Origin of the sequence: Altererythrobacter sp. GH1-8, assembly GCF_043702085.1 — a bacterium.
Lineage (GTDB): Bacteria > Pseudomonadota > Alphaproteobacteria > Sphingomonadales > Sphingomonadaceae > Erythrobacter.
Map to the genome: position 1 here is coordinate 2201212 of NZ_CP171690.1, position 24216 is coordinate 2225427.

20 protein-coding genes are annotated in these 24216 nt (G+C 59.1%); 12 read left to right on the forward strand and 8 right to left on the reverse strand.

Features of this window, described 5'->3' with window-relative positions:
• Positions 1-69: 69 nt before the first annotated feature.
• From ACG9DO_RS10720 to lexA, 9 genes are all read left to right on the forward strand, one after another.
• Complete coding sequence (locus ACG9DO_RS10720) at positions 70-2013, forward strand: SurA N-terminal domain-containing protein (protein WP_394727746.1); 1944 nt, start codon at positions 70-72, stop codon at positions 2011-2013.
• A complete protein-coding gene (gene trpE, locus ACG9DO_RS10725; protein WP_394727748.1) occupies positions 1964-3550 on the forward strand; it encodes an anthranilate synthase component I in 1587 nt (528 codons plus the stop codon). Before ACG9DO_RS10720 ends, trpE begins: the two co-directional genes overlap by 50 nt.
• Positions 3547-4404, forward strand: a complete 858-nt coding sequence (locus ACG9DO_RS10730; RefSeq protein WP_394727750.1) for a phosphodiester glycosidase family protein — start codon at positions 3547-3549, stop codon at positions 4402-4404. Before trpE ends, ACG9DO_RS10730 begins: the two co-directional genes overlap by 4 nt.
• On the forward strand, positions 4401-5000 hold the full coding sequence (locus ACG9DO_RS10735; RefSeq protein WP_394727752.1) for an anthranilate synthase component II: 600 nt from the start codon (positions 4401-4403) through the stop codon (positions 4998-5000). Before ACG9DO_RS10730 ends, ACG9DO_RS10735 begins: the two co-directional genes overlap by 4 nt.
• Entirely contained in the window at positions 4997-5992 is a 996-nt protein-coding gene (gene trpD / locus ACG9DO_RS10740) for an anthranilate phosphoribosyltransferase (protein ID WP_394727754.1), read from the forward strand. Before ACG9DO_RS10735 ends, trpD begins: the two co-directional genes overlap by 4 nt.
• A gap of 9 nt (positions 5993-6001) precedes the next feature.
• Positions 6002-6787 carry an indole-3-glycerol phosphate synthase TrpC gene (gene trpC, locus ACG9DO_RS10745; RefSeq protein ID WP_394727756.1) on the forward strand — a complete coding sequence of 262 codons (786 nt, stop codon included), beginning with the start codon at positions 6002-6004 and terminating at the stop codon, positions 6785-6787.
• Between the two features lie 177 nt (positions 6788-6964).
• A complete protein-coding gene (moaC, locus tag ACG9DO_RS10750) occupies positions 6965-7444 on the forward strand; it encodes a cyclic pyranopterin monophosphate synthase MoaC (protein ID WP_394727758.1) in 480 nt (159 codons plus the stop codon).
• Positions 7444-8634 (forward strand): molybdopterin molybdotransferase MoeA, encoded by a 1191-nt coding sequence (locus ACG9DO_RS10755; RefSeq protein ID WP_394727760.1) that lies wholly within the window; start codon positions 7444-7446, stop codon positions 8632-8634. The genes moaC and ACG9DO_RS10755 overlap by 1 nt, the downstream gene beginning before the upstream one ends.
• 124 nt (positions 8635-8758) lie before the next feature.
• Positions 8759-9442: a transcriptional repressor LexA gene (lexA, locus tag ACG9DO_RS10760; protein ID WP_394727762.1), complete on the forward strand. Its 684-nt coding sequence runs from the start codon at positions 8759-8761 to the stop codon at positions 9440-9442.
• Positions 9443-9508: 66 nt separating this feature from the next.
• On the opposite strand, the gene ACG9DO_RS10765 is transcribed toward lexA, so the two are convergent.
• Positions 9509-11698: a ComEC/Rec2 family competence protein gene (locus tag ACG9DO_RS10765; protein WP_394727764.1), complete on the reverse strand. Its 2190-nt coding sequence runs from the start codon at positions 11696-11698 to the stop codon at positions 9509-9511.
• A 28-nt stretch (positions 11699-11726) separates the two neighbouring features.
• Here ACG9DO_RS10765 and gltX point away from each other — a divergent pair, with 28 nt between their 5' ends.
• Together gltX and ACG9DO_RS10775 are read left to right on the forward strand one after the other, a co-directional pair.
• Positions 11727-13160: a glutamate--tRNA ligase gene (gltX, locus tag ACG9DO_RS10770; protein WP_394727766.1), complete on the forward strand. Its 1434-nt coding sequence runs from the start codon at positions 11727-11729 to the stop codon at positions 13158-13160.
• Positions 13161-13189: 29 nt separating this feature from the next.
• The gene (locus tag ACG9DO_RS10775) at positions 13190-14476 is read left to right on the forward strand and encodes a citrate synthase (protein ID WP_394727768.1); all 1287 of its coding nucleotides are present in this window, start codon (positions 13190-13192) and stop codon (positions 14474-14476) included.
• 232 nt (positions 14477-14708) lie between these two features.
• Here ACG9DO_RS10775 and ACG9DO_RS10780 read toward each other — a convergent pair whose 3' ends face one another.
• From ACG9DO_RS10780 to ACG9DO_RS10795, 4 genes are all read right to left on the reverse strand, one after another.
• The gene (locus ACG9DO_RS10780; RefSeq protein WP_394727770.1) at positions 14709-16091 is read right to left on the reverse strand and encodes a sensor histidine kinase; all 1383 of its coding nucleotides are present in this window, start codon (positions 16089-16091) and stop codon (positions 14709-14711) included.
• On the reverse strand, positions 16091-17047 hold the full coding sequence (locus ACG9DO_RS10785; RefSeq protein WP_394727772.1) for a hypothetical protein: 957 nt from the start codon (positions 17045-17047) through the stop codon (positions 16091-16093). Before ACG9DO_RS10785 ends, ACG9DO_RS10780 begins: the two co-directional genes overlap by 1 nt.
• A 45-nt stretch (positions 17048-17092) precedes the next feature.
• On the reverse strand, positions 17093-18277 hold the full coding sequence (locus ACG9DO_RS10790) for a hypothetical protein (RefSeq protein ID WP_394727774.1): 1185 nt from the start codon (positions 18275-18277) through the stop codon (positions 17093-17095).
• A gap of 111 nt (positions 18278-18388) precedes the next feature.
• Positions 18389-18712: an Hpt domain-containing protein gene (locus tag ACG9DO_RS10795; protein ID WP_394727776.1), complete on the reverse strand. Its 324-nt coding sequence runs from the start codon at positions 18710-18712 to the stop codon at positions 18389-18391.
• 58 nt (positions 18713-18770) lie between these two features.
• Here ACG9DO_RS10795 and ACG9DO_RS10800 point away from each other — a divergent pair, with 58 nt between their 5' ends.
• Positions 18771-21491, forward strand: a complete 2721-nt coding sequence (locus ACG9DO_RS10800) for an ATPase (RefSeq protein ID WP_394727778.1) — start codon at positions 18771-18773, stop codon at positions 21489-21491.
• Between the two features lie 24 nt (positions 21492-21515).
• On the opposite strand, the gene ACG9DO_RS10805 is transcribed toward ACG9DO_RS10800, so the two are convergent.
• From ACG9DO_RS10805 to ACG9DO_RS10815, 3 genes are read right to left on the reverse strand one after another with little or no spacing between them, the layout of a single operon-like run.
• Positions 21516-21788: a DUF1467 family protein gene (locus ACG9DO_RS10805; RefSeq protein WP_394727780.1), complete on the reverse strand. Its 273-nt coding sequence runs from the start codon at positions 21786-21788 to the stop codon at positions 21516-21518.
• Entirely contained in the window at positions 21788-23443 is a 1656-nt protein-coding gene (locus tag ACG9DO_RS10810; RefSeq protein ID WP_394727782.1) for a ribonuclease J, read from the reverse strand. The genes ACG9DO_RS10805 and ACG9DO_RS10810 overlap by 1 nt, the downstream gene beginning before the upstream one ends.
• Complete coding sequence (locus ACG9DO_RS10815; protein ID WP_394727784.1) at positions 23440-24216, reverse strand: type III pantothenate kinase; 777 nt, start codon at positions 24214-24216, stop codon at positions 23440-23442. Before ACG9DO_RS10815 ends, ACG9DO_RS10810 begins: the two co-directional genes overlap by 4 nt.

The window sequence follows — 24216 nt, forward strand, 5'->3', positions numbered from 1 at the left end:
TGCGACAGAATCCCCATCATCATTGCCGCACTCCTGCCGGTCACAACCACGTTCGGATCTACGCCAGACATGCTCACATTCTTTCGCAATTTCTTTAAGACCAAAATCGGCCTCGGCATTACCCTCGCCTTCCTGGTCCTGATCGGCTTTGCTTTCGCCAGCAGCGACGTCGCCGGAACCGCAACCTTCGGGGGAGTGGCAGGAGGAGACCGGGTTGCAGTGGTTGGTGATGAGCGGATCGGCACTGCGGAGCTGTCAGAAGCGGCTGGCCGCGCGGTCGACCAGATCCGTCAGCGCGACCCGACGGTCACCATGCAGGCCTTTATCGCCCAGGATGGGCTCGATGAAGTTGTCGACCAACTCATCGACCGCGCTGCGATTGCAAAATATGCAAAGATGATGGGGCTCAGGGCGGGCGACAATCTCGTCAATAGCGAGATCATGAGCATTCCCGCTTTCCGCGGTGCTGATGGCAATTTCAGCCAGGATGCTTACGAAGGCGTGCTTGCACAGCAGCGCCTGACCGATGCGGAAGTTCGTGAGGATCTGGCAACCGGGTTGCTGGCACAGCAGCTGCTGACCCCGATTGAGCGCGGCACCATCATGCCTGAAGCTCTTATCCGTCGCTACGCATCGCTGCTGCGGGAGCGCCGGACGGGGTCACTCGTTCTTGTCCCGAGCGCGGTATTTGCGCCGGAAGGGGATCCGACCGACGCGCAATTGAAGGCCTTCTACGATAAGAATCGTGAGCGTTACATCCGGCCTGAGCGGCGCGTGCTGCGCTATGCCACATTTGGTGCTGATAGCGTCGACGACCGTATTGAGCCGACGCCAGCGGAGATTTCTGCCCGCTATGAACGCGATGCCGCGGTCTACGGCGCGAAGGAAACCCGCAGTATCGCCCAGTTCATTGTCCCGACCGAGCAGGCAGCCATCGCTATCCGCGATCGGGTAAACGCGGGCACATCCTTTGAAGCTGCCGCGCGCGAAGCCGGCTTCGCGATTGCGCGAAGCGAGGCTGTCAGCCGCAGCGATCTCGCCTCGTCAACCAGCGCTGCGGTGGCGCAGGCGGTGTTCAGTGCACCGCGCGGGCAGGTTGCAAACCCTGCGCGCGCTCCGCTGGGGTGGTATGTCGTGCGGGTTACAGACATCCAGACGACGGCGGCACGAAGCCTGGCGCAGGCGACGCCCGACATTCGCGAGCAACTGCGCACAGAGAAGCGGGCGGCCGCGATCTCAGACCTGTCTGCCGAAATAGATGATCGGCTTGGCCAGGGCGAATCGCTATCGCAGGTCGCACAAGGTCTCGGGTTGGAGCTGCGCAGCTCACCGCCGCTCACTGCGGACGGACAAGTGTATGGCGCAGAGAGTCAACAGCCCCTTTCTCCCGTACTGCGTCCGGCCATCGACACAGCGTTCCAGATGGAGGAGGAGCAGCCGCAACTGGCAGAAGTGGTCAGAGGCCAGGCCTATCTGATCTTTGAAGTGACGGATATCACACCATCGGCGGCAGCCCCGCTCAGCGAAATCAAGGAACAGGTGACGATAAGCTGGCGCCTTTCCGAAGGCATGGCGAAGGCGCGGGAAGCGGCTGATCGGATCCTCGAACGTTTGCGAACAGGCAAGGCGGATACGCTGCAAGCCGCGATTTCCGCAGAAGCCGAACGCCTGCCCGCAGCCGAACAGGTCAATCTGGGCCGGGAGCAGATCATGGCCCAACAAGGCCGTGTCCCGCCTGCGCTGGCCTTGATGTTCTCAATGGCTGAAGGGACGTCCAAGAAGCTTGAGGCTGGTAATGACCTTGGCTGGTTTGTCGTCGATCTCAAGGATATCTCGACTGATCCGATTGCCGATGATGATCCAATACTCGCAGCAACTCGGGCGCAGTTGCAAGGCGCCATGAGTGACGAACACACCCGGCAACTCGTGCGCGCCATCCGGGACGAATTGGGCGTTGAGCGGAATGACACAGCCATCGAGGCTGTGCGCAGACAGCTCAGCGGCGAAAGCTGACGGAGTAGACAGGCTGAGCGATCCGAGCCCCGCCAACGCACCCCACAATGCGTCGAAGGCCGCTGACCTGTTGTCACGCGGTAAACCGGCGCTTGTCTGGCGCAAGGTGATCGCTGACACGGAAACGCCGATCAGCGTTGCGACGAAGCTGATAGTGTCCGAACGCGGCGATTTCCTCCTCGAATCGGTCGAAGGCGGAGAGACGCGCGGGCGCTACAGCCTGCTCGGACTTGATCCCGATCTCGTCTTTCGGGCGTCCGACAGGGCTGCAAGCATCAACCGGGCATGGCACCATGACCGTTTGGCGTTTGAAGACTGCGCGCAGGACAGCCTGACCGAATTGCGCCGCCTGGCGATTTCCTGTCAGATTGACGTGCCGGAAGAACTGCCCCCCGCCCTCGCCTGCCTGGTCGGTTATTTCGGCTATGAAACCGTGGGATTGGTCGAAGACCTTCCACGTGCCCCCGACAGCCCGCTTGGCCTGCCCGACATGTTGTTTGTCCGCCCTACCTTGATCTTCGTGTTTGACCGGCTGACGGACGAACTGTTCTGCATCGCGCCGATCTGGCACGCGCAAGATCCGGCATCAGCGATCGCGCGAGCAGGAGAACGCATCGATGAAGCTTTGAGCATGCTGGGGCATGGCTGTCCGGCTGAACCTCAAGCGACCAACCTCCCAGCGATGGATCTCGAACCGGTCATGCGCGGTGACGATTACAAGGCGCTGGTTGCGAAGGCCAAGGACTATATTACTGCAGGCGATATCTTCCAGGTGGTGCTGGCGCAACGCTTTACCTGTCCATTTCCCTTGCCTTCCTTCTCGCTTTACCGCGCATTGCGGCGCGTAAATCCCTCCCCGTTTCTCTACTTCCTCGATTTTCCTGGTTTTGCAGTGGTTGGCTCAAGCCCTGAGATCCTCGTGCGTGTGCGCGATGGCGAGGTCACAATCAGGCCGATTGCCGGAACGCGTCCGAGAGGGGCTACTGGCGCTGAAGATCGTGCCAACGAGAAGAGTTTGCTCGCCGATCCGAAAGAACTCGCAGAGCACCTCATGCTGCTCGATCTGGGGCGCAACGATGTGGGCCGGGTCGCCGCGCGTGACAGCGTGGCAGTCACCGACAGCTTCACGATCGAGCGATACAGCCACGTGATGCATATAGTAAGCAATGTCGTGGGCGAACTCGATCCCTCGAAGGATGCGCTGGATGCGCTGTTCGCAGGCTTTCCCGCTGGCACTGTATCAGGCGCGCCCAAGATACGCGCATGCGAGATCATCGCCGAGCTGGAGCCAGAGGCGCGCGGCGCTTACGCAGGCGGCGTTGGCTATTTCGCTCCGGATGGCTCAGTCGACAGCTGCATCGTACTGCGCACGGCAGTTGTGAAGGACGGGGTCATGCATGTTCAGGCCGGTGCCGGGATCGTTGCTGACAGCGACCCCGACTATGAACTGGCGGAATGCAAGGCCAAGGCTGGCGCATTGATCGCCGCGGCAAGGGAAGCGGCTCGCATTGCGGGCGAACCAGGGTTCGGCCAATGAGGCGTTTGCTCAGCCTTTCTGCCCTAGGGCTTCTTGCCGCGCTTGCAGGGTGCGAGCCTGCGCCTGAAGGCAAGCCCATCACCCGCATGGAGATCGGCAAAGGCGATGACGATACTGCAGCAGCTCCGGCGGCGCAGGCCACGCAGAATCAGGCTGTAATGGCTGAAGGCTCGGCGTGCTCCACCACCGAGTTTGAAGGCGTTGTCCTGACCCATTGCATTGCCGATCCGGCCAATCACCGGATCCGGACGGCGCTGGCTGACGGGGACGGCAAGGTCTTTGGTTCTCTCGACAGCTTTTCGCAGAGTGTTGACCAGGCAAGTGTTGCGTTTGCCATGAATGGCGGCGAATTTGAGCGTGGCGGCCGCCCAATCGGTTATTATGTCGAAGCTGGCGAGCGGATCGTGGAGCTCGACCGGGAAGACGGCTCCGGCAATTTCTACTTGAAGCCTAACGGGGTATTCTATGGCTCTGGTGGAGCATGGGAAATCAGGACCGCAGACAGATTCTACAGCACAATCGGAGCGCGCCCCGATTTCGGGATGCAATCGGGTCCGATGCTTGTGATCGATGGCGAACTGCATCCCGGCATTCAGAAAAACGGACCTTCGCGCGCCCTTCGCAACGGGGTTGGCATCAGCGCCGATGGCAAGGCGCACTTTGTTATCAGCGATACGCCGATCAGTTTTGGCCAGCTCGCACGGTTCTTCAGGGACGAACTGAAAACGCCGAACGCGCTTTATCTCGACAGCAATCTGTCTTCATTGTGGGATCCCGGGACAGCGCGGCTCGATGTCAACGGTGCGCTCGGCCCGCTCATCATCGTCGAGCGAGACAACGGGGCGAGCGAATGAGCACATCTCCCGATATCCTTGTCATCGACAATTACGACAGCTTCACCTTCAATCTGGTGCATTACCTGATGGAGCTGGGCGCGAATATTGAAGTCGTGCGCAATGATGCGATTTCCGCTGCTGGCGCGCTCGCGACAGGGGCGGCGGGTATTCTGATTTCTCCGGGTCCCTGCACGCCCAACGAAGCAGGGGTAAGCCTCGATATCGTTGCGGCCTGCGCTGCGGCCAGGCGCCCTCTGCTTGGAGTGTGTCTCGGACACCAGTCGATAGGCCAGCATTTCGGAGGACGCGTCTCCCGAGGAGGTCTCATGCATGGCAAGACTTCTTCCGTCTCGCATGACAGTTCGGGCGTCTTCGCCGGTCTTCCCTCGCCCTTCACCGCTACACGTTATCACAGCCTGATAGTCGAAAACCTGCCTGACGCGCTTATTGCCAACGCGCACTCCGATGATGGTTTCGTTATGGGTGTTCGCCATAGGGAGCTGCCGATTCACGGTGTGCAATTCCATCCCGAAAGCATTGCGACCGAGCACGGACATGATCTCCTCGCCAATTTCATGGAGATTTGCCAGTTAAAGCCGGAGAGGCGATCATGAGCGTTCTTCCCGACCCCCATGTGCACCGGCTCAATGTCGAGCAGGCGGAGCATACTTTCGGTATGATCCTCGATGGTGACCCCAGCGAGAATGACATCGAACGCTTCCTCGTTGCGCTCGCCGACCGGGGCGAGACCGCGGGCGAAATCGCCGGTGCAGCGAAAGCCATGCGCGCCCGTGTCATTGCAGTCGAAGCGCCGGATGGAGCGATCGACGTCTGCGGAACCGGAGGAGACGGCCAGCACACGCTCAATGTCTCGACCGGTGTAAGCCTGGTGGTCGCGGCCTGTGGGGTTTCTGTCGCGAAACATGGTAACCGAGCGGCGAGTTCCAAAGCGGGTGCTGCGGACACGCTTGAAGTCCTTGGCCTTGATATGGACAAGGCGGCGGAGACAGCAGAGAGGACCCTCGCTCAGATCGGCATCGGGTTTCTGTTCGCGCAAAAGCATCACCCCGCGCTGGGGCCAATAATGCCGATCCGGCGCAGGATTGGCCGTCGCACGATCTTCAACCTGATGGGGCCGCTGTGTAATCCCGCAGGGGTCAAGTCGCAGCTGGTCGGGATTGCAAGCCCTCAATTCGTGCCGATTTACGCTGGCGCCATGGCGCAGCTCGACACGGTTCATGCGATGATCGTGTCAGGCGACGAAGGGCTCGACGAACTCAGTCTGGCAGGCGGTAATGATGTCGCAGAGGTGCGCGGCGATGCTGTGACCATGAGACGCCTCGATGCGGCCGATGCGGGCCTGCAAAATGCTCCAATAGAGGCGATTCGCGGTGGTGATGCGGAATACAACGCGGCTGCCCTGAAGCGGCTGCTTGACGGAGAGAAAAGTGCATACCGCGATGCTGTGCTGCTCAATGCCGCAGCGGCGCTGCGCGTTGCGGGCCGAACAGGGGGCTGGGAAGAACGCATAGAGGAAGCTGCCGAAGCGATCGATTCCGGTAAAGCGCGCGATCTGCTTGGCAAATGGATCGCGCTCGCTCAATAGGTTCTCGCGATGAACAAGCTCGAAGAAATCTGCGCGAAAAAGCGCCTGGAAGTCGCTGAGCGAAAGGCGAAATTCTCACGCTCCGATCTGGAGGCCCTTGCCCTTGAGCAGACCGGTCCGCGCGGGTTCGAAGCCGCGTTGCGCGCGCAAGCAGCATCCGGTTTTGCCTTGATCGCAGAGATCAAGAAAGCGTCCCCTTCCAAGGGGCTTATTCGCGCGGATTTTCACCCGGCACAGCACGCTCGGGCATATCAGGACGGCGGTGCAGCCTGCTTGTCTGTCCTGACCGATGCGCCCTATTTCCAGGGTCACGAGGATTTCCTGATTCAGGCGCGAGCCGCTTGCGACTTGCCTGCGCTGCGCAAGGATTTCATGGTTGATCCCTGGCAGGTCACAGAAGCCCGCAGCATTGGTGCCGACGCTATACTGATCATCGTGGCGGCACTCAGCGATGCGCAAATGGCGGAAATCGAAACGGCCGCAATGGAGTACGCGATGGACGTGCTCGTGGAAGTCCATGACGAAGCAGAAATGGAACGCGCGCACGCACTGCGCTCCCGCCTGATTGGTGTAAACAACCGCGACCTGAAGCGGTTTGTCACTGATCTGGCTGTGACAGAACGTCTTGCTCCGCGTGCACCCGAGGGCGCACTGCTGGTCGGAGAAAGCGGAATTGCCAATCATGCAGATTGCCTGCGCCTGGCGAAAAGCGGAGTTCGCACGTTCCTCGTAGGGGAGAGTCTCATGCGCCAGCCCGACGTTGCGGCGGCGACGCGCGCGCTGTTGAACGGCTAAGCGGGGGCTTGATCACAGGACCTATCCTACGGCTCCAGTTTCTGGCATCACCTCAGCCATGTCGTCCCCCCGCCTCCTTTCCCAGTCATCCCCTACATCCTTGCAAAAACGCACCGGATTTTCCGTTTCTGGACTGTGTAACATGTGTATCCAACACTGCAGGCTCGAGGGGATCGCATGAGCAGGAAACTCACCCATATCGATGAGGCCGGCGACGCGCGCATGGTCGATGTCGGAAACAAGGCAGAGACCCAGCGCAAGGCGATAGCCGGCGGCGTTATCCGGATGAACGCCGAAGCTCTTGCGGCAATAGAAGCGGGCAATGCACCCAAGGGAGACGTACTCGGCACGGCCCGGATCTCAGGCATAATGGCGGCCAAGCGCACACATGAGTTGATCCCCTTGTGCCACCCCCTCGGCCTCGACGCGATTGATGTGGACTTCGCGTTTGAAGCCGGCGGGGTGCGGGTGCGCGCATCGGCTTCGCTCACCGGCAAGACCGGAGTGGAAATGGAGGCAATGGTCGCAGCCAGCACTGCTTTGCTCACGATCTATGACATGGCCAAGGCGCTCGACAAGGGCATGGTGATTGGAGAAATCCGCTTGCTGGAAAAGACCGGCGGGAAGTCCGGTCACTGGAGCGCGAGCAGTATCTGATGGACGGAATGCTTGAGCTGGAGGATGCGCAGAGCAGGCTGCTGGATTTGGCACCGCTGATGCCAGTCGAAAGCCTGGCTGTCGAAGAGACATTCGGGCGTTATCTCGCCAGCAATCTTCATGCTGCCCGAACCCAGCCTCCAGCGGATCTGTCTGCGATGGACGGCTATGCCATTGCCGGCACCAGAAGTTGGCGAATCATGGGAGAGAGTCGCGCAGGCGCTCCCTACGATGACTATCTGTGCTGGGGCCAATGCGTGCGTATTTCGACAGGCGCTCAAGTACCGAGGGGTGCGGACAGCATCCTCATCCAGGAAGATGCGGAATTGCTGCTCCCCGATCTGGTTGATGCACCCCAACGACCGAATCGCGGCCAGCACATTCGCCGGGCGGGTATGGATTTCAAGCAAGGCGACGAGCTGCTTGCTGCAGGGACTTGCATCGGAGCACCGCAGATTGCGCTCGCCATCAGCGCAGGCCATGCTCAGATTGAAGTGCGCCGGGCTCCGAAAGTTGCGGTGATGGATAGCGGGGACGAGCTGGCGCCCGATCCTTCCCAATGTGGTCAGGATCAGATTCCCGCCTCCAATGGTGCCATGCTGGCGAGCATGCTCCGCGTCCAGGGCTGCGAAGTGATACGAATTGGCCCGGTTGCGGACGATGAGGATGCGCTTGCTGAGGCTTTGGCGCTTGCCGACGATGCCGACATCCTCGTTACCTCAGGCGGAGCGTCTGTGGGTGATCATGACCTGATCAAGCCTGCGCTGGAGAATTGGGGTGCGCAACTTGCCTTCTGGAAAGTCGCGATCAAGCCGGGCAAACCGCTGATTGTCGCTACGCGCGGATCACAAGTCATTCTGGGATTGCCCGGCAACCCGGTGTCGAGCTTTGTCACCGCGTATCTGTTTCTGCTACCCTTGGTGCGCAAGGCAATGGGTGCTGCCAGCCCCCTGCCCCGCCCAATAGTACTCCCTGCAGCAGAGATTATTCCCGCAGGGGGGACAAGGCGCGAGTTCCTGCGCGCGGTCATTGACTATGAAGGGGTACGACCGCTGACGCTGCAGGATTCGTCTGCTCTGGCGAATCTGGCTCGGGCTCAATGCCTGATCGAACGCGTTGCAGAGGCGGACCCTGTTCCGGCAGGTTCACCTTTAACCATCTATCCCCTCGGAAATGGCGGTATCGCTTGACTTGACTTCAGTCGTTTCCTAATTGTTCCACATTCGTTCACCTTATTGGTGCATGATGGGAACGAACCCTGGGCTGCCGCCATCGGGTTCGACTCTGGGTTTAGACGACGAGGGAGATTTCGTCATGCTGACTGCAAAGCAGCACGAGTTGATTCAGTTCATTCAGAAACGTCTGGAAGAGACTGGCATTTCACCGAGTTTCGAGGAAATGAAGGAAGCGCTGGACTTGAAAAGCAAGTCGGGAGTGCACCGGTTGATTTCTGCGCTGGAGGAACGGGGTTTCATCCGGCGTCTTCCCAATCGTGCCCGCGCACTGGAAGTGATCAAGCAGCCAGAGGCGTCGACACCTGCTGGTCGTCAGGCTCCGGCGAATGATGTTATCAGCCAAGTGGCGCGCAAGCCTGCGGCACCTGAGCCTGCCAATGATGTGATCGAAATCCCCTTGCACGGACGCATTGCTGCGGGCGCTCCTATCGAAGCGCTGGAGGGGCAGAGTTCTTTGCCGGTTCCTGCTGCACTACTCGGCGCGGGCGAGCATTATGCGCTTGAAGTTTCAGGGGATTCGATGATCGAGGCCGGGATCTTTGACGGTGATTTTGCACTTGTCCGGCGCGTTAACACGGCGCGCGATGGTGATATCGTCGTGGCGCTTGTGCGGAACGAGGAAGCGACTCTGAAGTACCTGCGGCGTGAAAACGGGCGCATCCGGCTCGATCCGGCCAATGGTGCTTACGACCCTCAGATTTATGACGAGCATGAAGTGGAAGTTCAGGGCAAGCTGGCAGGCCTGCTCCGCCGCTACCACTGATACTACCACTGATACTGGCACTGATACTGGCACTAATCCTGTCGCTGATGCTGGCAAAGAGGCGGCTCATTCGCCGCCTTTCCACCAACCGTGTTTGCCCTGGCGGGATGCGACGGAATCGATGGTCAGGCCCTCGTCGTGAAAGACGATTGCCAGGCCTCCTGTTTGGCGCAGCGTGCGCGCATCGGCCTTGAGCCATTCTGGTTGGCAACTGCGCGGGAGAAAACGGTCGGCGACAACGATATCCGCCTCGGCACACGCCGCAGCGAGCGCGCGTTCCTCTATCCTCTCGCGGCTGCGGGACATGAGCAAGGTCCATTTCCTTCCCTCTCGGTAAAGGGTCAAGACACAGAAATCGCGGCTGCATCGGGCCTCAGGCCATTGCTCCAGAGGAATAGGCTCACCTGCTACGCTCGCAAGTTCAAGCAAATTGTCGCGGGCATAGTCAGAGCGGCTGTCGCGCAGGCTCAGCAAGCGCCCGTCCTCAGTCGTAATGCCGACGTGGCGGCCATCATTGGCAATGAGAACGTTAGGAACAGGCGTCGCAAGCAGGATAACCGTGCCGACCGCAATAGGCAGGAAGCCGGCCAGTCGCCTTCTGCCTTGCCACAAGGCGAGCCAAATGCTGCCTGCAAGAAACAGCGCATAATTGAGTGCGCTCATCTGCGGCATCAGCTTGACCGCACCTGGTTGCTCGGCGGTGAAGTGCGCGATGCCAATGAGAAGATCGAGTGAAACACCCACAAGCCACCACACCGGTGCGCCTAGTCCGATCACATCAAAAGCCAGCGCAATCGCAATGAGCGGCATGGAAATAAAGGTTACAAGCGGGATTGCGATCACATTGGCCAAAGCGCCGTAAACGCCGGCTCTGTGAAAATGAAACAGGACTATCGGCATGAGCGCCAATTCAATCACGAATCCGGTCATCAACAGCATGACCGCCCTTCGACCATTTTTTGAAAGCCAACTCTCTTCCCGCGGTGCCAGGAACCGCTTCACTAACCCGGTATTGTGGAGCGCCACAATCGCGATAACAGCGGCGAAACTCATCTGGAAGCTTGGCCCGATGATGGATTCCGGCCACACCAGCAGGACCGCGAACGCTGCCGCTGCAACCATGCGGAGCGACAAGGCTTCGCGCCCCATGGCCAGAGCGCCGAGAACGAGCAATGCGGCAACGCAGCTTCGGACCGTAGGCACCTCTGAACCAGTCAAGAGAGTGTAGCCAATGCCCGCCATTGCGCCCACACCTGCCGCCACAACCGGCAAGCGCACCCTCAGGGCGAGCGCTGGCCACAAGGCAAGAAGCTTGAGCGCGAGGATGTATCCCGCTGCGATTACTGCGCTCACATGCAAGCCGCTGATCGACAGCAAATGGGTCAAACCTGCATCGCGCATGGCTTCCTCATCCGCCTCGCTGATTCCGCCCCGGTCGCCGCTTGCGAAGGCTGCAGCGATAGTCCCCGCCGAGCCTCCAAGCTCTTTGCGGACATGACTTGAGATAGCCCGCTGAGCCGCGGCCAGCCTTGTCGCGGAGTTCGCTGCTTCAACCATTTCAATTTCGCCCAGCAGACTTCCCGTTGCAGACAACCCTTTGAACCACGCGGCACGGGCGAAGTCATAGGAGCCTGGCAGCATCGGAGAAGCCGGGGGCATCAGCCGTACCCGCATCCGCAAGGTAGCACCTTCGCTCATAGCCGGGCTGATGCGCTCTATGGGCACATTGATGCGGACCTTGCGTGCCGTTCCGCTTTCGGCATCACGGATCGCCAGCGTAAGGCGCACCCTGTCTTGTGCCGGCTGATCTTCGCGTTGCAGCACATATCCATCGATGCGTTCGACCGACGGTCGCTCGATCGCGACAGCACCTACCGCCTCGGACCGCAACCAGATTGCCATGATGCCAAGCGCGAATGCCAGGCCCAGGCCGAGACACGCTTGCCCCAAGTGTATCCAGCGACCCCCGGTGAGGCGCAGCGCCAGTCCGGTTAGCGCGAGCAAAAGGGCTGCGCCAACTGCAGAACTCCACTGCCAGGCGGAATCGAGCACGAACCATGAGGTTATCCCAAGTCCGAAAGCAATCACGAGCCACGGCGCCCGGTCGAACCCTGCGCCGCTCAGGAATTCTTCGGCGGCATCAGCAAGACTGGACAAGTTCGCTGGCTTGCGCCATTTGCGCTGCACCGCAGCATGGTCCGAATAGGCCGCTGCATCACTCGCAGGATAAACGACGTGCGCAGGTGGTGTCTCCATTTGCACACTGGATAGGAAAGACAAACACATGGCAAGCCAAGTCGGCGCGAAGAGCACGGGCGTTGTGACCCGATTTGCACCCTCGCCCACCGGCTTTCTGCATATCGGCGGAGCGCGTACAGCGTTGTTCAACTGGCTCTTCGCACGGCACCATGGCGGGAAGGCATTGCTTCGTATCGAAGATACAGATCGCAAGCGTTCAACCCAGGAAGCGATTGATGCGATCCTTGATGGTCTTGACTGGCTCGGTCTTGACTACGACGAAGCGCCTGTTTTTCAATCGAAACGCGCTGAAAGGCATGCGGAAGTAGCGAACAAGTTGCTCGAAGCTGGTCATGCTTATCGCTGCTTTGCGACCCCTGAAGAGCTTGAGGAAATGCGCGCCGAGCAGCGCGCTAACAAACAGCCTATGCGTTATGACGGACGCTGGCGCGATCGGGACCCCGCAGACGCACCCGAAGGTGCCCCGTTTGCTGTTCGAATTAAAACTCCGCAATCGGGCGAAACAGTGATTGAGGACGCCGTGCAGGGCACAGTCCGCGTCGCCAATGAAGAGATTGATGATTACATCATTCTTCGCGCTGACGGGACGCCAACCTATATGCTGGCGGTGGTGGTCGATGACCGCGACATGGGCGTTACCCATGTCATTCGCGGAGACGATCACCTGAACAACGCCTTCCGCCAATTGCCAATTTATCACGCGATGCAGCAGATTGAAGGCGATTGGGTCCAGCCAATCTATGCCCACATACCGCTGATCCATGGCGCAGATGGCGCAAAACTATCCAAACGTCACGGCGCGCTTGGAGTGGAAGCATATCGCGATGATTTCGGTATCCTGCCCGAGGCCTTGTTCAACTACTTGTTGCGGCTTGGCTGGGGTCATGGTGATCGCGAGGAAATCACGCGCGAGGAAGCAATCGAGCTGTTTGATCTTGGCGGCGTTGGCAAGAGCCCCTCGCGTTTCGACATCAAGAAGCTTGAAAACCTAAACGGTCATTACATTCGCGAGGCGGACGATGCGAGGCTGGCGGAGCTTGTTGGCGAGCGAATAGCCGGCGAGGTCGATACGACACTGCTCGCCAGTGCGATGCCTGTGCTCAAACCGCGCGCGAAAAACCTGAATGAACTCGCCGAAGGGGCGGCGTTCCTGTTTGCCAAGCGCCCCCTCGAAATCACTGAAAAGGCAGCGCTTCTGCTAGATCGAGAGGCACGCGGTAATTTGGCCATTTTGGCACAACGGCTGAGGCAAGAAAATCACTGGACAATCGAGGCGCTCGAAGCCAGTACCAAGGCACTCGCCGAGGAGCTTGATCTGGGCCTCGGCAAGCTCGCGCAGCCCTTGCGTGCGGCCCTTACCGGAACGACCACATCGCCCGGTATTTTCGATGTTCTAGTCCTTCTGGGACGGAAAGAGTCTCTCGCACGTATCGACGCGCAAGCGGGCGCGGTGGACTAAGGCGAGAGACCAAGAAGAGGAGAATTAAGTTGTCGGACAAGCACGCGAAGCTTGAACTCGGAGGTAAGTCCTACGAATTTCCGGTGCTGGAAGGCAGCACTGGGCCGGATGTGATCGATATCCGCAAGCTGTATGGCCAGACCGGCGCCTTCACCTTCGATCCTGGGTACAAATCAACCGCCAGCTGTGAAAGCGCGCTGACGTTCATCGATGGCGATGAAGGCATCTTGCTCCACCGCGGATATCCCATCGGTCAACTGGCCGAGCATTCCTCGTTCATGGAAGTGTCCTACCTTCTGCTCAACGGCGAATTGCCGAGCCAGGAAGAACTGGACGATTTCACCTACACGATCACGCGGCATACGATGCTGCATGAACAACTCTCCGTCCTGTATCGCGGGTTCCGCCGTGACGCCCACCCGATGGCTGTCATGTGCGGCGTAGTGGGCGCGCTGTCAGCCTTCTACCACGACAGCACCGATATCTCTGATCCAGAGCACCGCAAGATCAGCTCACACCGCCTGATTGCGAAGATGCCGACAATCGCTGCCATGGCCTACAAATATGCCATTGGTCAGCCGTTCATGTATCCTGACAACAACTTGAGCTACACCGGTAACTTCCTGCGCATGACCTTCGGGGTTCCGGCAGAAGAATATGAGGTCATTCCTGAAGTTGAGCGGGCGATGGACCGGATTTTCATCCTCCATGCTGATCATGAGCAGAACGCTTCGACCTCCACCGTGCGTCTCGCTGGCTCGTCCGGGGCCAATCCGTTTGCATGTATCGCGGCAGGCATTGCGTGCCTTTGGGGACCTGCTCACGGCGGTGCCAATGAAGCGGCGCTCAACATGCTGCAGGAGATCGGAACTCCCGACAAGATCCCGCACTATATCGAGCGCGCAAAGGACAAGAACGATCCCTTCCGCCTGATGGGCTTCGGCCACCGGGTCTACAAGAACTACGATCCCCGCGCGACCGTGATGCAGAAGACCGTGCGTGAGGTCTTTGAAGCACTCAACGTCAAGGATCCTGTGTTCGAGACCGCGCTGCGCCTCGAGGAAATGGCCCTCAACGATGATTATTTCATCGAGAAGAAGCTGTTCCCGAATGTGGACTTTTATTCAGGTATCATTCTGAGCGCGATCGGCTTCCCAACGACCATGTTCACCGCATTGTTTGCCCTCGCCCGTACGGTTGGCTGGGTCGCACAATGGAACGAAATGATTTCCGATCCAGGACAGGTCATCGGTCGCCCGCGTCAGCTTTACACTGGCCCAACGCAGCGCGATTACGTGCCCGTCAGCGAGCGCTAAGTGATGATGAGGCGTGCCTTGCGTCTGCTGCTGCAGGCGCTTGGTCTCGCCTTGTGCCTGTCTGGCGGGCTTTGGACTCTCCAGGGCTCCGGCGTAATTTCCTGGCCGCCCAACTCCTTCATGCTGGGCCAAACAGAGTGGGCCCTGCGCGGGTTGATTGCGTTTGCAATGGGCGGAATTTTGATTTGGCTCGGCTTTCGGATCAAACCAGATGCGCCCAATTGAGATATGCCTAATCAGCGACTGTAAGTGCCAGAGTAAACCTGGCGCCTTGCCCTTCCTCGCTTTCAACCAGAAGTTCTCCGCCCATGGCATGCGCGAGCTTGCGTGAGATATAGAGGCCCAGGCCTGAACCGCCTTCATCCTCCCTGCCCAGCCTTTCGAACTTGTTAAAGATGCGATCCTGTTTGTCGGAATCGAGCCCAGGGCCTTCGTCGGCCACGCTGAGGCAGACCCGCCCCTGCGTATCGCGGGTCAGTTCGAGGACGATCGAACTTCCTTCCGGCGAATAGGAAATAGCATTGCCCAGCAGGTTGATGATGATCTGAAGGATGCGGCGGAATTCACCATACGCAACAGCCTTCGCATTCTGGTCAGGCACGGTGACAGTTATGGATTTTTCCTGCGCTCTTTGGCTCAGCATCGAAGCTGCGCGGCGGGCCACTTCGCCAAGCTGCACATGATCCCGGTCAACCCGGAAGTCGTCCGCCTCTACCGCCTCCAGATCGGCCAGATCATCGAGCAGGCTGAGCAGATGCTGACCGGCAGCGGCAATATCGCCTGCATATTCGCTGTATTCCTGTCGGACAGGACCCGCCAGTTTACCACGGATTGTCTCGGCATTGCCAATGATCCGGGTGATCGGCTCACGCAGGGCAGGCGTGAGCGCTTCCCCGATCAGGCTCGGACGCCAGGCCCCGTCCAACGTGTCGTCTTCGATGACGGGGTGACGGGGTTGCTGCGCGACCAGAAGCAATTCGAAGCCGGAAGGATTTGCGCTGCCGCCGCCAAGCGGCAGCAAGCGCGCATTCCATGTTCTATGAGAGCCTGGAACGCTGCATTGCACGCTGTCTAGCAAGCGCCAATGGAGTGGTTGACGATGCGCAACCCCTTCCAGCGCCACGTATTGTGTCCAGGCTTGGCCAGGGTGTGCACGGATGGCAGCGGCCAAACCGCAGACATCCTCTGATCCGGCCGAGAAGGCTTGAACACGCTGCTGCGTGTCCAGTCTCGCCGTGAACTCTGCGGTGGCGCGGTCTATCGAATCTGAGAGCTGCGCCTGCACGCCCTCGTCGACATCATACGCCTCGCGGATCCAGTTTTCGATCAAGACCTCATATGCTGCATCCGAAAGCTCTTCATCGGTTCGCGGGTTGATTCGGACAAAACCAGAGACCCGCTGGTCTCCGTCGTAGGCACAGAACTCGCGTGCCAGACCAAGTTTCATCGCGGCAGCCTGCCGCACAAGGTCGAGCAGCTCGGGGACTGCTATGAGGCCGGGGATCTGCCCGCCGCAGCGCCGTTGCAGGTCCGCCAGCGGCCCATCTGCAGACAGCAGATGACCCTTGCCGTCAGTCAGACCGCGCGCGGCCATCAAGGCATCACGAGATGCCATCAGGCCTGCCGAGCACTCTGAGATGCGCCTCGTGCTGACCCGAGCATGCTGAGCGCCTGACGCTCACTCAGCTCTTCGAAGCCTTCAGGCAGCGTCATTTCTGGATGGATCAAGGCAATCTGCCGGGCGACTTCCTGTGGTTTGACCCCAGCCCCGCGCAATGTCAGCGCAAGCCGTGCAATCTGCCCCTCGTGGCAAGCGAGCACTGCCAGTTCACGCGGCTGTCTGGTCGCGCTCGAAATGGCGCTTGCAAAAAGCGAAATGCCCGCGTGGTCAATCGAAAGGGCCGCGTGCACCGCGCCCTTCATGCTCGACACCAGGCGCCCCAGAAGGCCCAGGCGGCTGCTGGCCTCCTTGTGCCTGTCACGCATGGCCGCTTCGGCCCTCGACAGAACATCGGGAGCGACATCGCTGCTGAACCTGCGCCAGATCGAAAGTACCTGATGAAACAGCTCACTTGGCAATTCGGCCAATGGCAGATTCATGCGCCGTTGCGCCTGCATGAAACGCGCCTGGGCCGCCATTGCTGCCATCGCGATTTCGGCTGTTTCCTCTTGTTCAGATGCTATCAATTCCTGCAGCAGCGGTGATAGAACCGGATCGATCGAGGCGGTCTCTTCGAGTGTATTCGCAAAATGCGCTTCAACAGAAAGAGCGTAAACGTGGCTCAGGACAATCGTCGATCCCACAAGCCGCTGGCTCAGCGCATCGACCTGAGCTGGTTCCGCGCGGACCGAACGGTGAGCGTTGTCTGAGCCCTCTAGCTGGGCTTGCAGCATCTGCTCTGCAATATTTCCAAGCATTCCGCGCATGTGAGCGACGATCGAATCGCTCACCAACGATTGGCCGGTGCCCGCGAGCAGGTGCGTCAAAACAGGCGCCACACCCGCAAGCGCAACGTCGCCGCGAGCCAGTTCCTGGCGCAGTATAGCTTCAACATGACTCGGTGAGGTCACAGGGGCGGCATCATTTCTCATTACACGTGGCATAGCGCGCCATGGTTAAACCCGCGTTAGCCGCGCAGAAGCTTCTGAAACCAATGCAAAAGATAGTAAGATCAGAAGCAAGGCAGGAAGTACCTGCGGCAGAATGCCCAGCCCTGCAAGAACAGCAAGGATTAACGCAAAAACCGTCCTATCACGCCAAAAGGGACGCAGATTGGGCGGCGAAAGCGAAGCCAGCAAACGCCACAAGCCCACCAGCATGGCCGGTTCAAGCAAGGCCTTGAGCAGCGGTGCGGGCAATTCCGAGGCGACCAGGCTTACAATGATTGCCGTATCGACCAGCGCGCTGAGAACCATGGATATCCGTCGGTTTGGCAATCTTCCCAGCAACTTGGCCCGCAGCAACCGCAAGGCTTGCGAGACCGAAATGGAGAAACTGGAAGCGGCCAGCACCGCAAGGGCGGCTGTCAGCCACCCATTCAAGGACGCGCCAACTGCGATGGTCATCAGCACCAGACCTGCTGCAAGAGCGACCGCCGGTCCGTTCCTGAGTTGATCCGGCGCGAGGCCCCGGGCAACCCGACCCGCGATCTTTTCTGCTGGGCCAGCCCAGCTCAAATGGCTGGCGCTGTTGTCAAGCAGGGTTCGTTCGCGGTCCGAGAGATCCTCCGCTCCACGTGCGAGCAACAATTCTCCTGAGCCCAGATGCAGTTCATCGAGCTCCACAATCCGGGTTCCACCCTGCAAAGCAAGGCGGAGCAGAAGCGACATTGTATCGGCATCAGCCGGCATTTGCGAAAGTTGTTCAGCGACACTGCCGCGCACAACCAGCAGTCCCGCCCAAGCACGTTCGGGATCAATCCGCTCAAAGCCTTTTTCGACCCCTGGGTAGTCGGGGATCGCCGCCACCCCGCGGCGCTCCGCAAAATGCTGCCGGGCAAGCTGGGGATCAAGCAGCAGGCCATCGGCGATCACGACGATATCCTGATCTGCTGTAATCTTGCCAAGCAGGTGACGCGGTCCGCCCAGAAATTCCACATCCAGGCCGGCTTTCGCCGCTTCTCGTTCGACGCAGCGACGCGCATCATCATCGCCATCGCCAAGGCAGAGCAGTCTCTTACAGCCAAGCGCCTTGGCAAGGTCGATCTGCCAGGCAATCAAGGGGCGACCACCCAGCGGCAAGAAGGCCCGCGAGCTTCCATCAGCGATGCTGGCAAGGGTTGATAGTAAGGCGATGCGCACGAGTGCCGGCTCCCTGGCGTTAGAGCCGGATTTTACCCGGAACCTCAGCAACATGCCAAGTGGCATACGCCCACCAAGGCGCGGTTACCCACGAATGCTGATTAAATTCCGTTACTCGGTGGTTGCCGGAGCGAAATCATCGAGCAGCGCTTCGATACGCCGCACTACACCTGGTTCGCCTGGAACAGCGGCAAGCGCCTCTTCTGCCAGTTCCTCAAGCTCATTGGCATGAAAACTCGCTGCAAGTCCTTGCAATCGTTGAGCTGCAACGCGCCAATTGCCATCGCAGCGGGCGCGACGAAGCAAATCAAGCTGACGCCGGGCACTGCCTGCAAAGGCAGCCCGCAACTCAGCCATCAGCGCGGGATCTGCTCCCGCCGCCGCCGCCAAAGTGGCGTCCAGTGCTCCGCGTTCAAAGGCCATGAAACGTGTCATATCGGGCTTAGGGTTAAAACAGGGTTTAATGATCTTAGTTTTGCGGTAATTTGATCCCATGACACAGGGCAACAGCATCATCAAAACTGTCAGCGATCGCACTGATGCTGACAGCAGCACCCACCACGCCTCAAAAAGGCCCGACAGCGCAGAAGATGCGTTGATCCTGCAGACGGAATGGGTTCAGCCCGATCCGTTGGGTGTCCTCGAACTGGGCCCCGATCACGAGCTTTACGAAGCCGAATCAACCCTCTCACCGGCGGAAGTCGGGTGGGAACAACCGGTCTCCTCAAAGCCCAAAGGGTCGATCCTGAACTGGCTTGTGCCCGCCACTGGGGTGACAGCGATCCTTGCATGGACAGCATTTTTCGTCTTCTCGCATTGGCAGACAATGATGGCCGGTGCACCGCTCGCGCAGTGGACGGCATGGACAAGCGAATGGGCCATCCCTGTCTTGCTTGTGGCAGTTGCTCTTTTGCTGGCCATGCGCAACAGCCATGCCGAAGCGAGGCGTTTCGGAGAGACGGCGGCGCTGTTGTCTCGCGAATCCCGTGATCTCGAAGAGCGCCTGACGGTCGTGAACCGTGAACTGAGCCTTGCGCGCGAGTTCCTGGGCTCGCAATCGCGCGAACTCGATTCCCTTGGCCGCATCGCTGCGGACCGGATTTCCACTCATGCAGGAGCGCTCGAAGGGCTTATACAGGAAAATGGGACCAAGCTCGAAGCAATCGAACGCGTCAGCGACACTGCTTTGTCAAATATGGCCAAACTCCGCGATGACCTCCCTGTCATTGCGCACTCTGCCAAGGACGTGTCCAACCAGGTTGGCAATGCTGGTCGGACAGCTCAGGAACAGCTTGGCAAGCTGGTTAGCGGCTTCGAGCGCCTTAATGAATTTGGCAGCGCCAGCGAGCGCCAGGTCACAAGCTTTGATGAAAAAGTCAGGGCGAGCCTCGACAATTTCGATGCGCAACTTTCGCGTTTGAACGATGCCGCCAATGCACGCTTCACAGCACTCAGTGCGCGTAGCGATGCTTTCCGCGCGGACCTCCTTAAGAGCGAAACAGAAGCTTTAGAGGCGATGCGAGAGCGGGCGGAAAACTTGCGGTCCGATATTGGCTCGATACGCGAGACACTGGCTAGTGAGGAATCGAAGTCGCTAGGGAATTTGCGCCAACACATTGCCATGCTCCGAACCGATGCCGAGACCATGTCGAACGCCTTGCGTGAGAAAGAAGCCGAAACGCTCGCAGGACTTGGGGCGGCCAAGGATCGTTTCTTCGAAGAGATGAAGGAAATCATTTCGCAGATCGACGCGCTGGACCAGAAGGCGGTTGCGTCCGCCAGCGAGCGGGTCAAGGCGCTTCATGCCGAAGCGAAAGAATATGATGAGCGCCTGCGCGCGCGCGATGAGCAAATCACGCAGGAGATTGCGCAGCGGCAGGATGCGCTCAAGGCTCGCGAGGCGGCAGCCTTGGATGAGCTTGCAGAGCGTCTTGGGCAGCTCGATGCAACGCTGAGCGATCGTGCGGAAACTCAAGAGAAGCGCGCTCGCCGGCTGACCCATCAAAGCGAGCTGATCGCCAGCCAGGTAGAGGAGCTCAAACAGCTGTTCGAGGTAATTTCTGGTACTGCCTCTTCTGCCGAACAAACCCTCAATGCATCGCTGGAAGGGCTGCAATCACGGGCGCTCGACGGAGAAATGCATCTTTCTCGCACCGGCAAGGCGGTCAGCGACCTGACCGACGCGAGCATGCGCTTGATGGAACTGATCGAGTCGTCTTCGGTTCGGGCAAACGAAGTCTTCCCCAAGGCGGCTTCGCAAGCTTCTGCAGCGCTCCAACCGGTCGAAGATCGCGCCATTATGTTGTCTGCGACAATGGAGGAGACAACCGCTCGGGCTGAAAGGCTCGCGGAATATATTCGCTCTACGCAGACGGAAATTGTGGGTGCGGATGAAGCGCTGCAGAATTTGCGCGGTACCATCAGTGAGCATTCACAATCCATGTTGGGTCAGGTGAATACGCTGCGTGACACCTTGCGGTCGCTCGATACGGAGGGCGAAAAGCTCACGGAACGCACGACCCGCGAACTGAGCGGTGCGATTGCCAGATTGCAGAACTCGCTCCAGGCTGCGTTTGCAGCGATGGAAGACGGCGTTCAGAACCGGTTCGACAGCGCTACAAGCGCTCTCAGCGCGGACGCAGCAACTGCGATTGAAACCGCTCTTTCCGAGCGTCTCGACGAGGTTCTGGCGCGTATCGAAGCCCGCGCGAAAACCGCGACCGGAGCCAGCAAAGAGGCCGCTGAACAACTTCGCGCGCAGTTGGACGAGGTCAGCACACTCACAGGAAATCTGGAAATGCGCGTTGCGAGTGCGCGTAAGCAAGCATCGGAACAGACCGGTGCAGACTTTACCCGCCGCGTCTCGTTCCTGACGGAAAGCCTCAATTCGCATGCGATCGACATTGCTGGAGCGCTCTCCAGCGAAGTCACCGACACCGCCTGGGCTTCATACCTCAAGGGAGATCGCGGAATCTTCACGCGGCGTGCGGTGAAGTTGCTGGATAGCGGACAGGCGCGCGAGGTCGCCGGACTTTACCAGAACGACGAAGAATTCCGGGCGCATGTTAATCGCTATGTCCACGATTTCGAGCAGATGCTCTCAACGCTGCTTGCTACCCCCGATGGCAATGCGATGAGCGTGACCATGCTGGGTTCCGACAACGGCAAGCTCTACGTTGCACTGGCTCAGGCAATAGAACGGCTGCGCAACTGACCAGCTTGGGGCCAGGCCCAAATCCTATTGCGGGGGTTCAGGCCAGAAATTGATATCGTCGATGGTGATCCACCCGTATTCGAAGTTCACGACATAGATCGCGGTAAAAAATGCCGCGATAACTGTCGTTCTGAGTGCAAGTTTACCAGGCATGAAGTTGACGGGGGCGCTGTCAGCTTGACCGGGTACTTTCGCAACCCCGGCTTCGTCTGCCGTCTTGACGCCAAATGGCAGCGAAACAAACGCCGTCATCACCCAGACAAGCAAGTAAATCGCGACGATCGAAGTCCATTCCATCAGTTCATATCCGCCAGGTTGATAACCCGCACCTGCGGGCGTTTACCCGACCAACGCTGAGCGGCTCGTCTGGTTGCAATGCGCGCCGCTTCCGACCGTTCGGCTTGATCCTTCGCAGAGGCACCACGCAGCTTCTGCAGGGCTTGCAAAATGTCACTGACTGCCTCTTCGTAGAAGGAATCGAGATCCTCATCCAGTGGCAGTCCGACCGCTTCGATTGCCTGCACACCGCGGCCATCGATTATTGTTACCACAAAACCTTCATAAGCCATTCGGCGGCGCATCGTGACGCCTTCTCCGTCAGCGGGCGTAATAATGTCACCATCAAGGACCAGGCGCCCTGCCCTCACCTCGGTAATCTTTCCGGGCTCGCCAGGGGCTAGACGAACGACGTCTCCGTTCTTCTGGAAGACTTGATGCGGAATGCCGCACAACCGGCCAAGCCTGGTCTGTTCCGCCATGTGCCGGATCTCTCCATGAACGGGCACGAGTATTTCTGGCTTCAACCATTCATAAAGCGCTTCTAGTTCTGGCCTTCCCGGATGGCCGGAGACATGAATGTCGCTCTGGCGGTCAGTCACCATGACAATTCCGCGATCCGCCAGCTGGTTCATCACCCGGCCAATAGCGAGTTCATTGCCCGGGATCTGACGGCTTGAAAACAGGACTACGTCGCCGCGCACAAGTTCAAGCGGATGGTTCTGTTCCGCAATCCGGGCGAGCGCAGCGCGCGGCTCCCCCTGTCCACCGGTTGCAAGGATCATCACTTCGCCGCGCGGCAATCCCATCGCGGTGTCGAAATCGATCGTATTCGGAAAGTCCTGCAAATAGCCATTGCTCTGGGCAACTTCGATGATGCGATCAAGCGAACGCCCCGCCACACAAAGCTGTCGGCCTGTTTCCCGTGCGACTTCACCCAGTGTTTGTAGCCTGGCGACGTTGGATGCGAATGTGGTCACCAGGACACGCCGGCCGGTGTGCTTTGCGACCTCCTTCATCAAGGCCTGATGGACCCCGCCTTCTGAACCGCTTGGTTGTGGATTGAAGACATTCGTGCTGTCGCAGACCAGCGCGAGCACGCCTTCGTCCCCGATCGCGCGCAATTCTTCCTCAGTGGTTGGCTCGCCAATGATTGGGTCTTCATCGAGCTTCCAGTCGCCGGTGTGAAAAACCCGGCCATAAGGCGTGTCGATGAGCAATGCGTTCCCTTCGGCGATGGAATGCGCGAGCGGAATATAGGTGATGTTGAAGGGGCCAAGATCGAACGAACCGTGATCCTCTTCAATCACATGCACTTCGATCATATCGAGCAGTCCAGCCTCCTCCAGCTTGCGTCCAACCAGATCGGCTGTGAATGGCGTGGCGTATAACGGAACGCCAAGCTCCTCTGCGAAATAGGGAACCGCGCCGATATGATCTTCATGAGCATGGGTTAGGACAATGCCAAGCAGGTCTTTTGCGCGGTCCTCGATGAATTCCAGATCGGCGAAAACCAGGTCGATGCCCGGATATTGCTCGCCTGAGAATGTCATGCCCAGATCGACCATGATCCACTTGCCATCAGAGCCGTAGAGATTGACGTTCATGCCTATCTCTCCGGACCCGCCAAGCGCCAAAAAGAGCAGTTCCTGTTCAGGCGTAAAATCTTTCCTCACCGCGAAGCGTGCTCCGCGAGAAGCGCAAGGCCTCGGATGGTCAAATCCGCATCGACATAATCAAAGATGTCCGTCTTTTGATCAAACAGGATCGCAAGCCCGCCGGTCGCGACTACCTTGGCCGGGCGACCGATCTCTGCCTTCATCCGTGCGATTAGCCCCTCCATCATTGCAACATGGGCCCAGAAAATGCCAATCAGCATCTGGTCTTCGGTGTTGCGACCAATGACGCTGGTGTCATCGGGTGCCCTGATCGCAATACGCGGCAATTTGGCAGTCTTGCCAACCAGCGCATCGAGCGAAAGGTTGATCCCGGGTGCAATGATCCCGCCCTTGTATGTTCCGTTGAAGTCGATCGCTTCAAACTTGGTGGCGGTGCCGAAATCGACGACGATCAAGTCTCCACCATACTTCTCGTGGGCTGCAAGGATATTGAGTGCCCGGTCGGCTCCCAAGGAGCTGGGCTGATCGACATCGATCTCGAACGGCCAGGCAGCCCTGCCTTGCCCGGCAATAATCGGCGTTATGCCAAAATACTTTTCTGACAGGACAGTGAGATTGTGGTTGGCGCGCGGCACCACAGAGGCGAAGATGATCCGAGTGATCTCTTCGCGCTTAACCCCTTCGATCTGCAGCAGCTGAAGCAGCCAGACGGCATATTCATCACCTGTCCGGCGCGGATCGGTCGCAATGCGCCAGCGCGCCTTGATCTCTCGTCCGTCAAACAGCGCGAACACAACATTCGTGTTTCCGACATCAGCAGCCAGCAGCAT

Coding starts and splice junctions, on each gene's coding strand:
- ACG9DO_RS10730 (WP_394727750.1), top strand. CDS start 3,547: ATGAGGCGTTTGCTCAGCCTTTCTGCCCTAGGGCTTCTTGCCGCGCTT.
- ACG9DO_RS10780 (WP_394727770.1), bottom strand. CDS start 16,091: ATGGCATCTCGTGATGCCTTGATGGCCGCGCGCGGTCTGACTGACGGC.
- ACG9DO_RS10805 (WP_394727780.1), bottom strand. CDS start 21,788: ATGGAATGGACTTCGATCGTCGCGATTTACTTGCTTGTCTGGGTGATG.
- ACG9DO_RS10815 (WP_394727784.1), bottom strand. CDS start 24,216: ATGCTGCTGGCTGCTGATGTCGGAAACACGAATGTTGTGTTCGCGCTG.
- gltX (WP_394727766.1), top strand. CDS start 11,727: ATGGCAAGCCAAGTCGGCGCGAAGAGCACGGGCGTTGTGACCCGATTT.
- ACG9DO_RS10800 (WP_394727778.1), top strand. CDS start 18,771: ATGACACAGGGCAACAGCATCATCAAAACTGTCAGCGATCGCACTGAT.
- ACG9DO_RS10720 (WP_394727746.1), top strand. CDS start 70: ATGCTCACATTCTTTCGCAATTTCTTTAAGACCAAAATCGGCCTCGGC.
- ACG9DO_RS10795 (WP_394727776.1), bottom strand. CDS start 18,712: ATGACACGTTTCATGGCCTTTGAACGCGGAGCACTGGACGCCACTTTG.
- trpE (WP_394727748.1), top strand. CDS start 1,964: ATGACACAGCCATCGAGGCTGTGCGCAGACAGCTCAGCGGCGAAAGCT.
- ACG9DO_RS10735 (WP_394727752.1), top strand. CDS start 4,401: ATGAGCACATCTCCCGATATCCTTGTCATCGACAATTACGACAGCTTC.
- trpC (WP_394727756.1), top strand. CDS start 6,002: ATGAACAAGCTCGAAGAAATCTGCGCGAAAAAGCGCCTGGAAGTCGCT.
- ACG9DO_RS10765 (WP_394727764.1), bottom strand. CDS start 11,698: ATGGAGACACCACCTGCGCACGTCGTTTATCCTGCGAGTGATGCAGCG.
- moaC (WP_394727758.1), top strand. CDS start 6,965: ATGAGCAGGAAACTCACCCATATCGATGAGGCCGGCGACGCGCGCATG.
- ACG9DO_RS10755 (WP_394727760.1), top strand. CDS start 7,444: ATGGACGGAATGCTTGAGCTGGAGGATGCGCAGAGCAGGCTGCTGGAT.
- trpD (WP_394727754.1), top strand. CDS start 4,997: ATGAGCGTTCTTCCCGACCCCCATGTGCACCGGCTCAATGTCGAGCAG.
- lexA (WP_394727762.1), top strand. CDS start 8,759: ATGCTGACTGCAAAGCAGCACGAGTTGATTCAGTTCATTCAGAAACGT.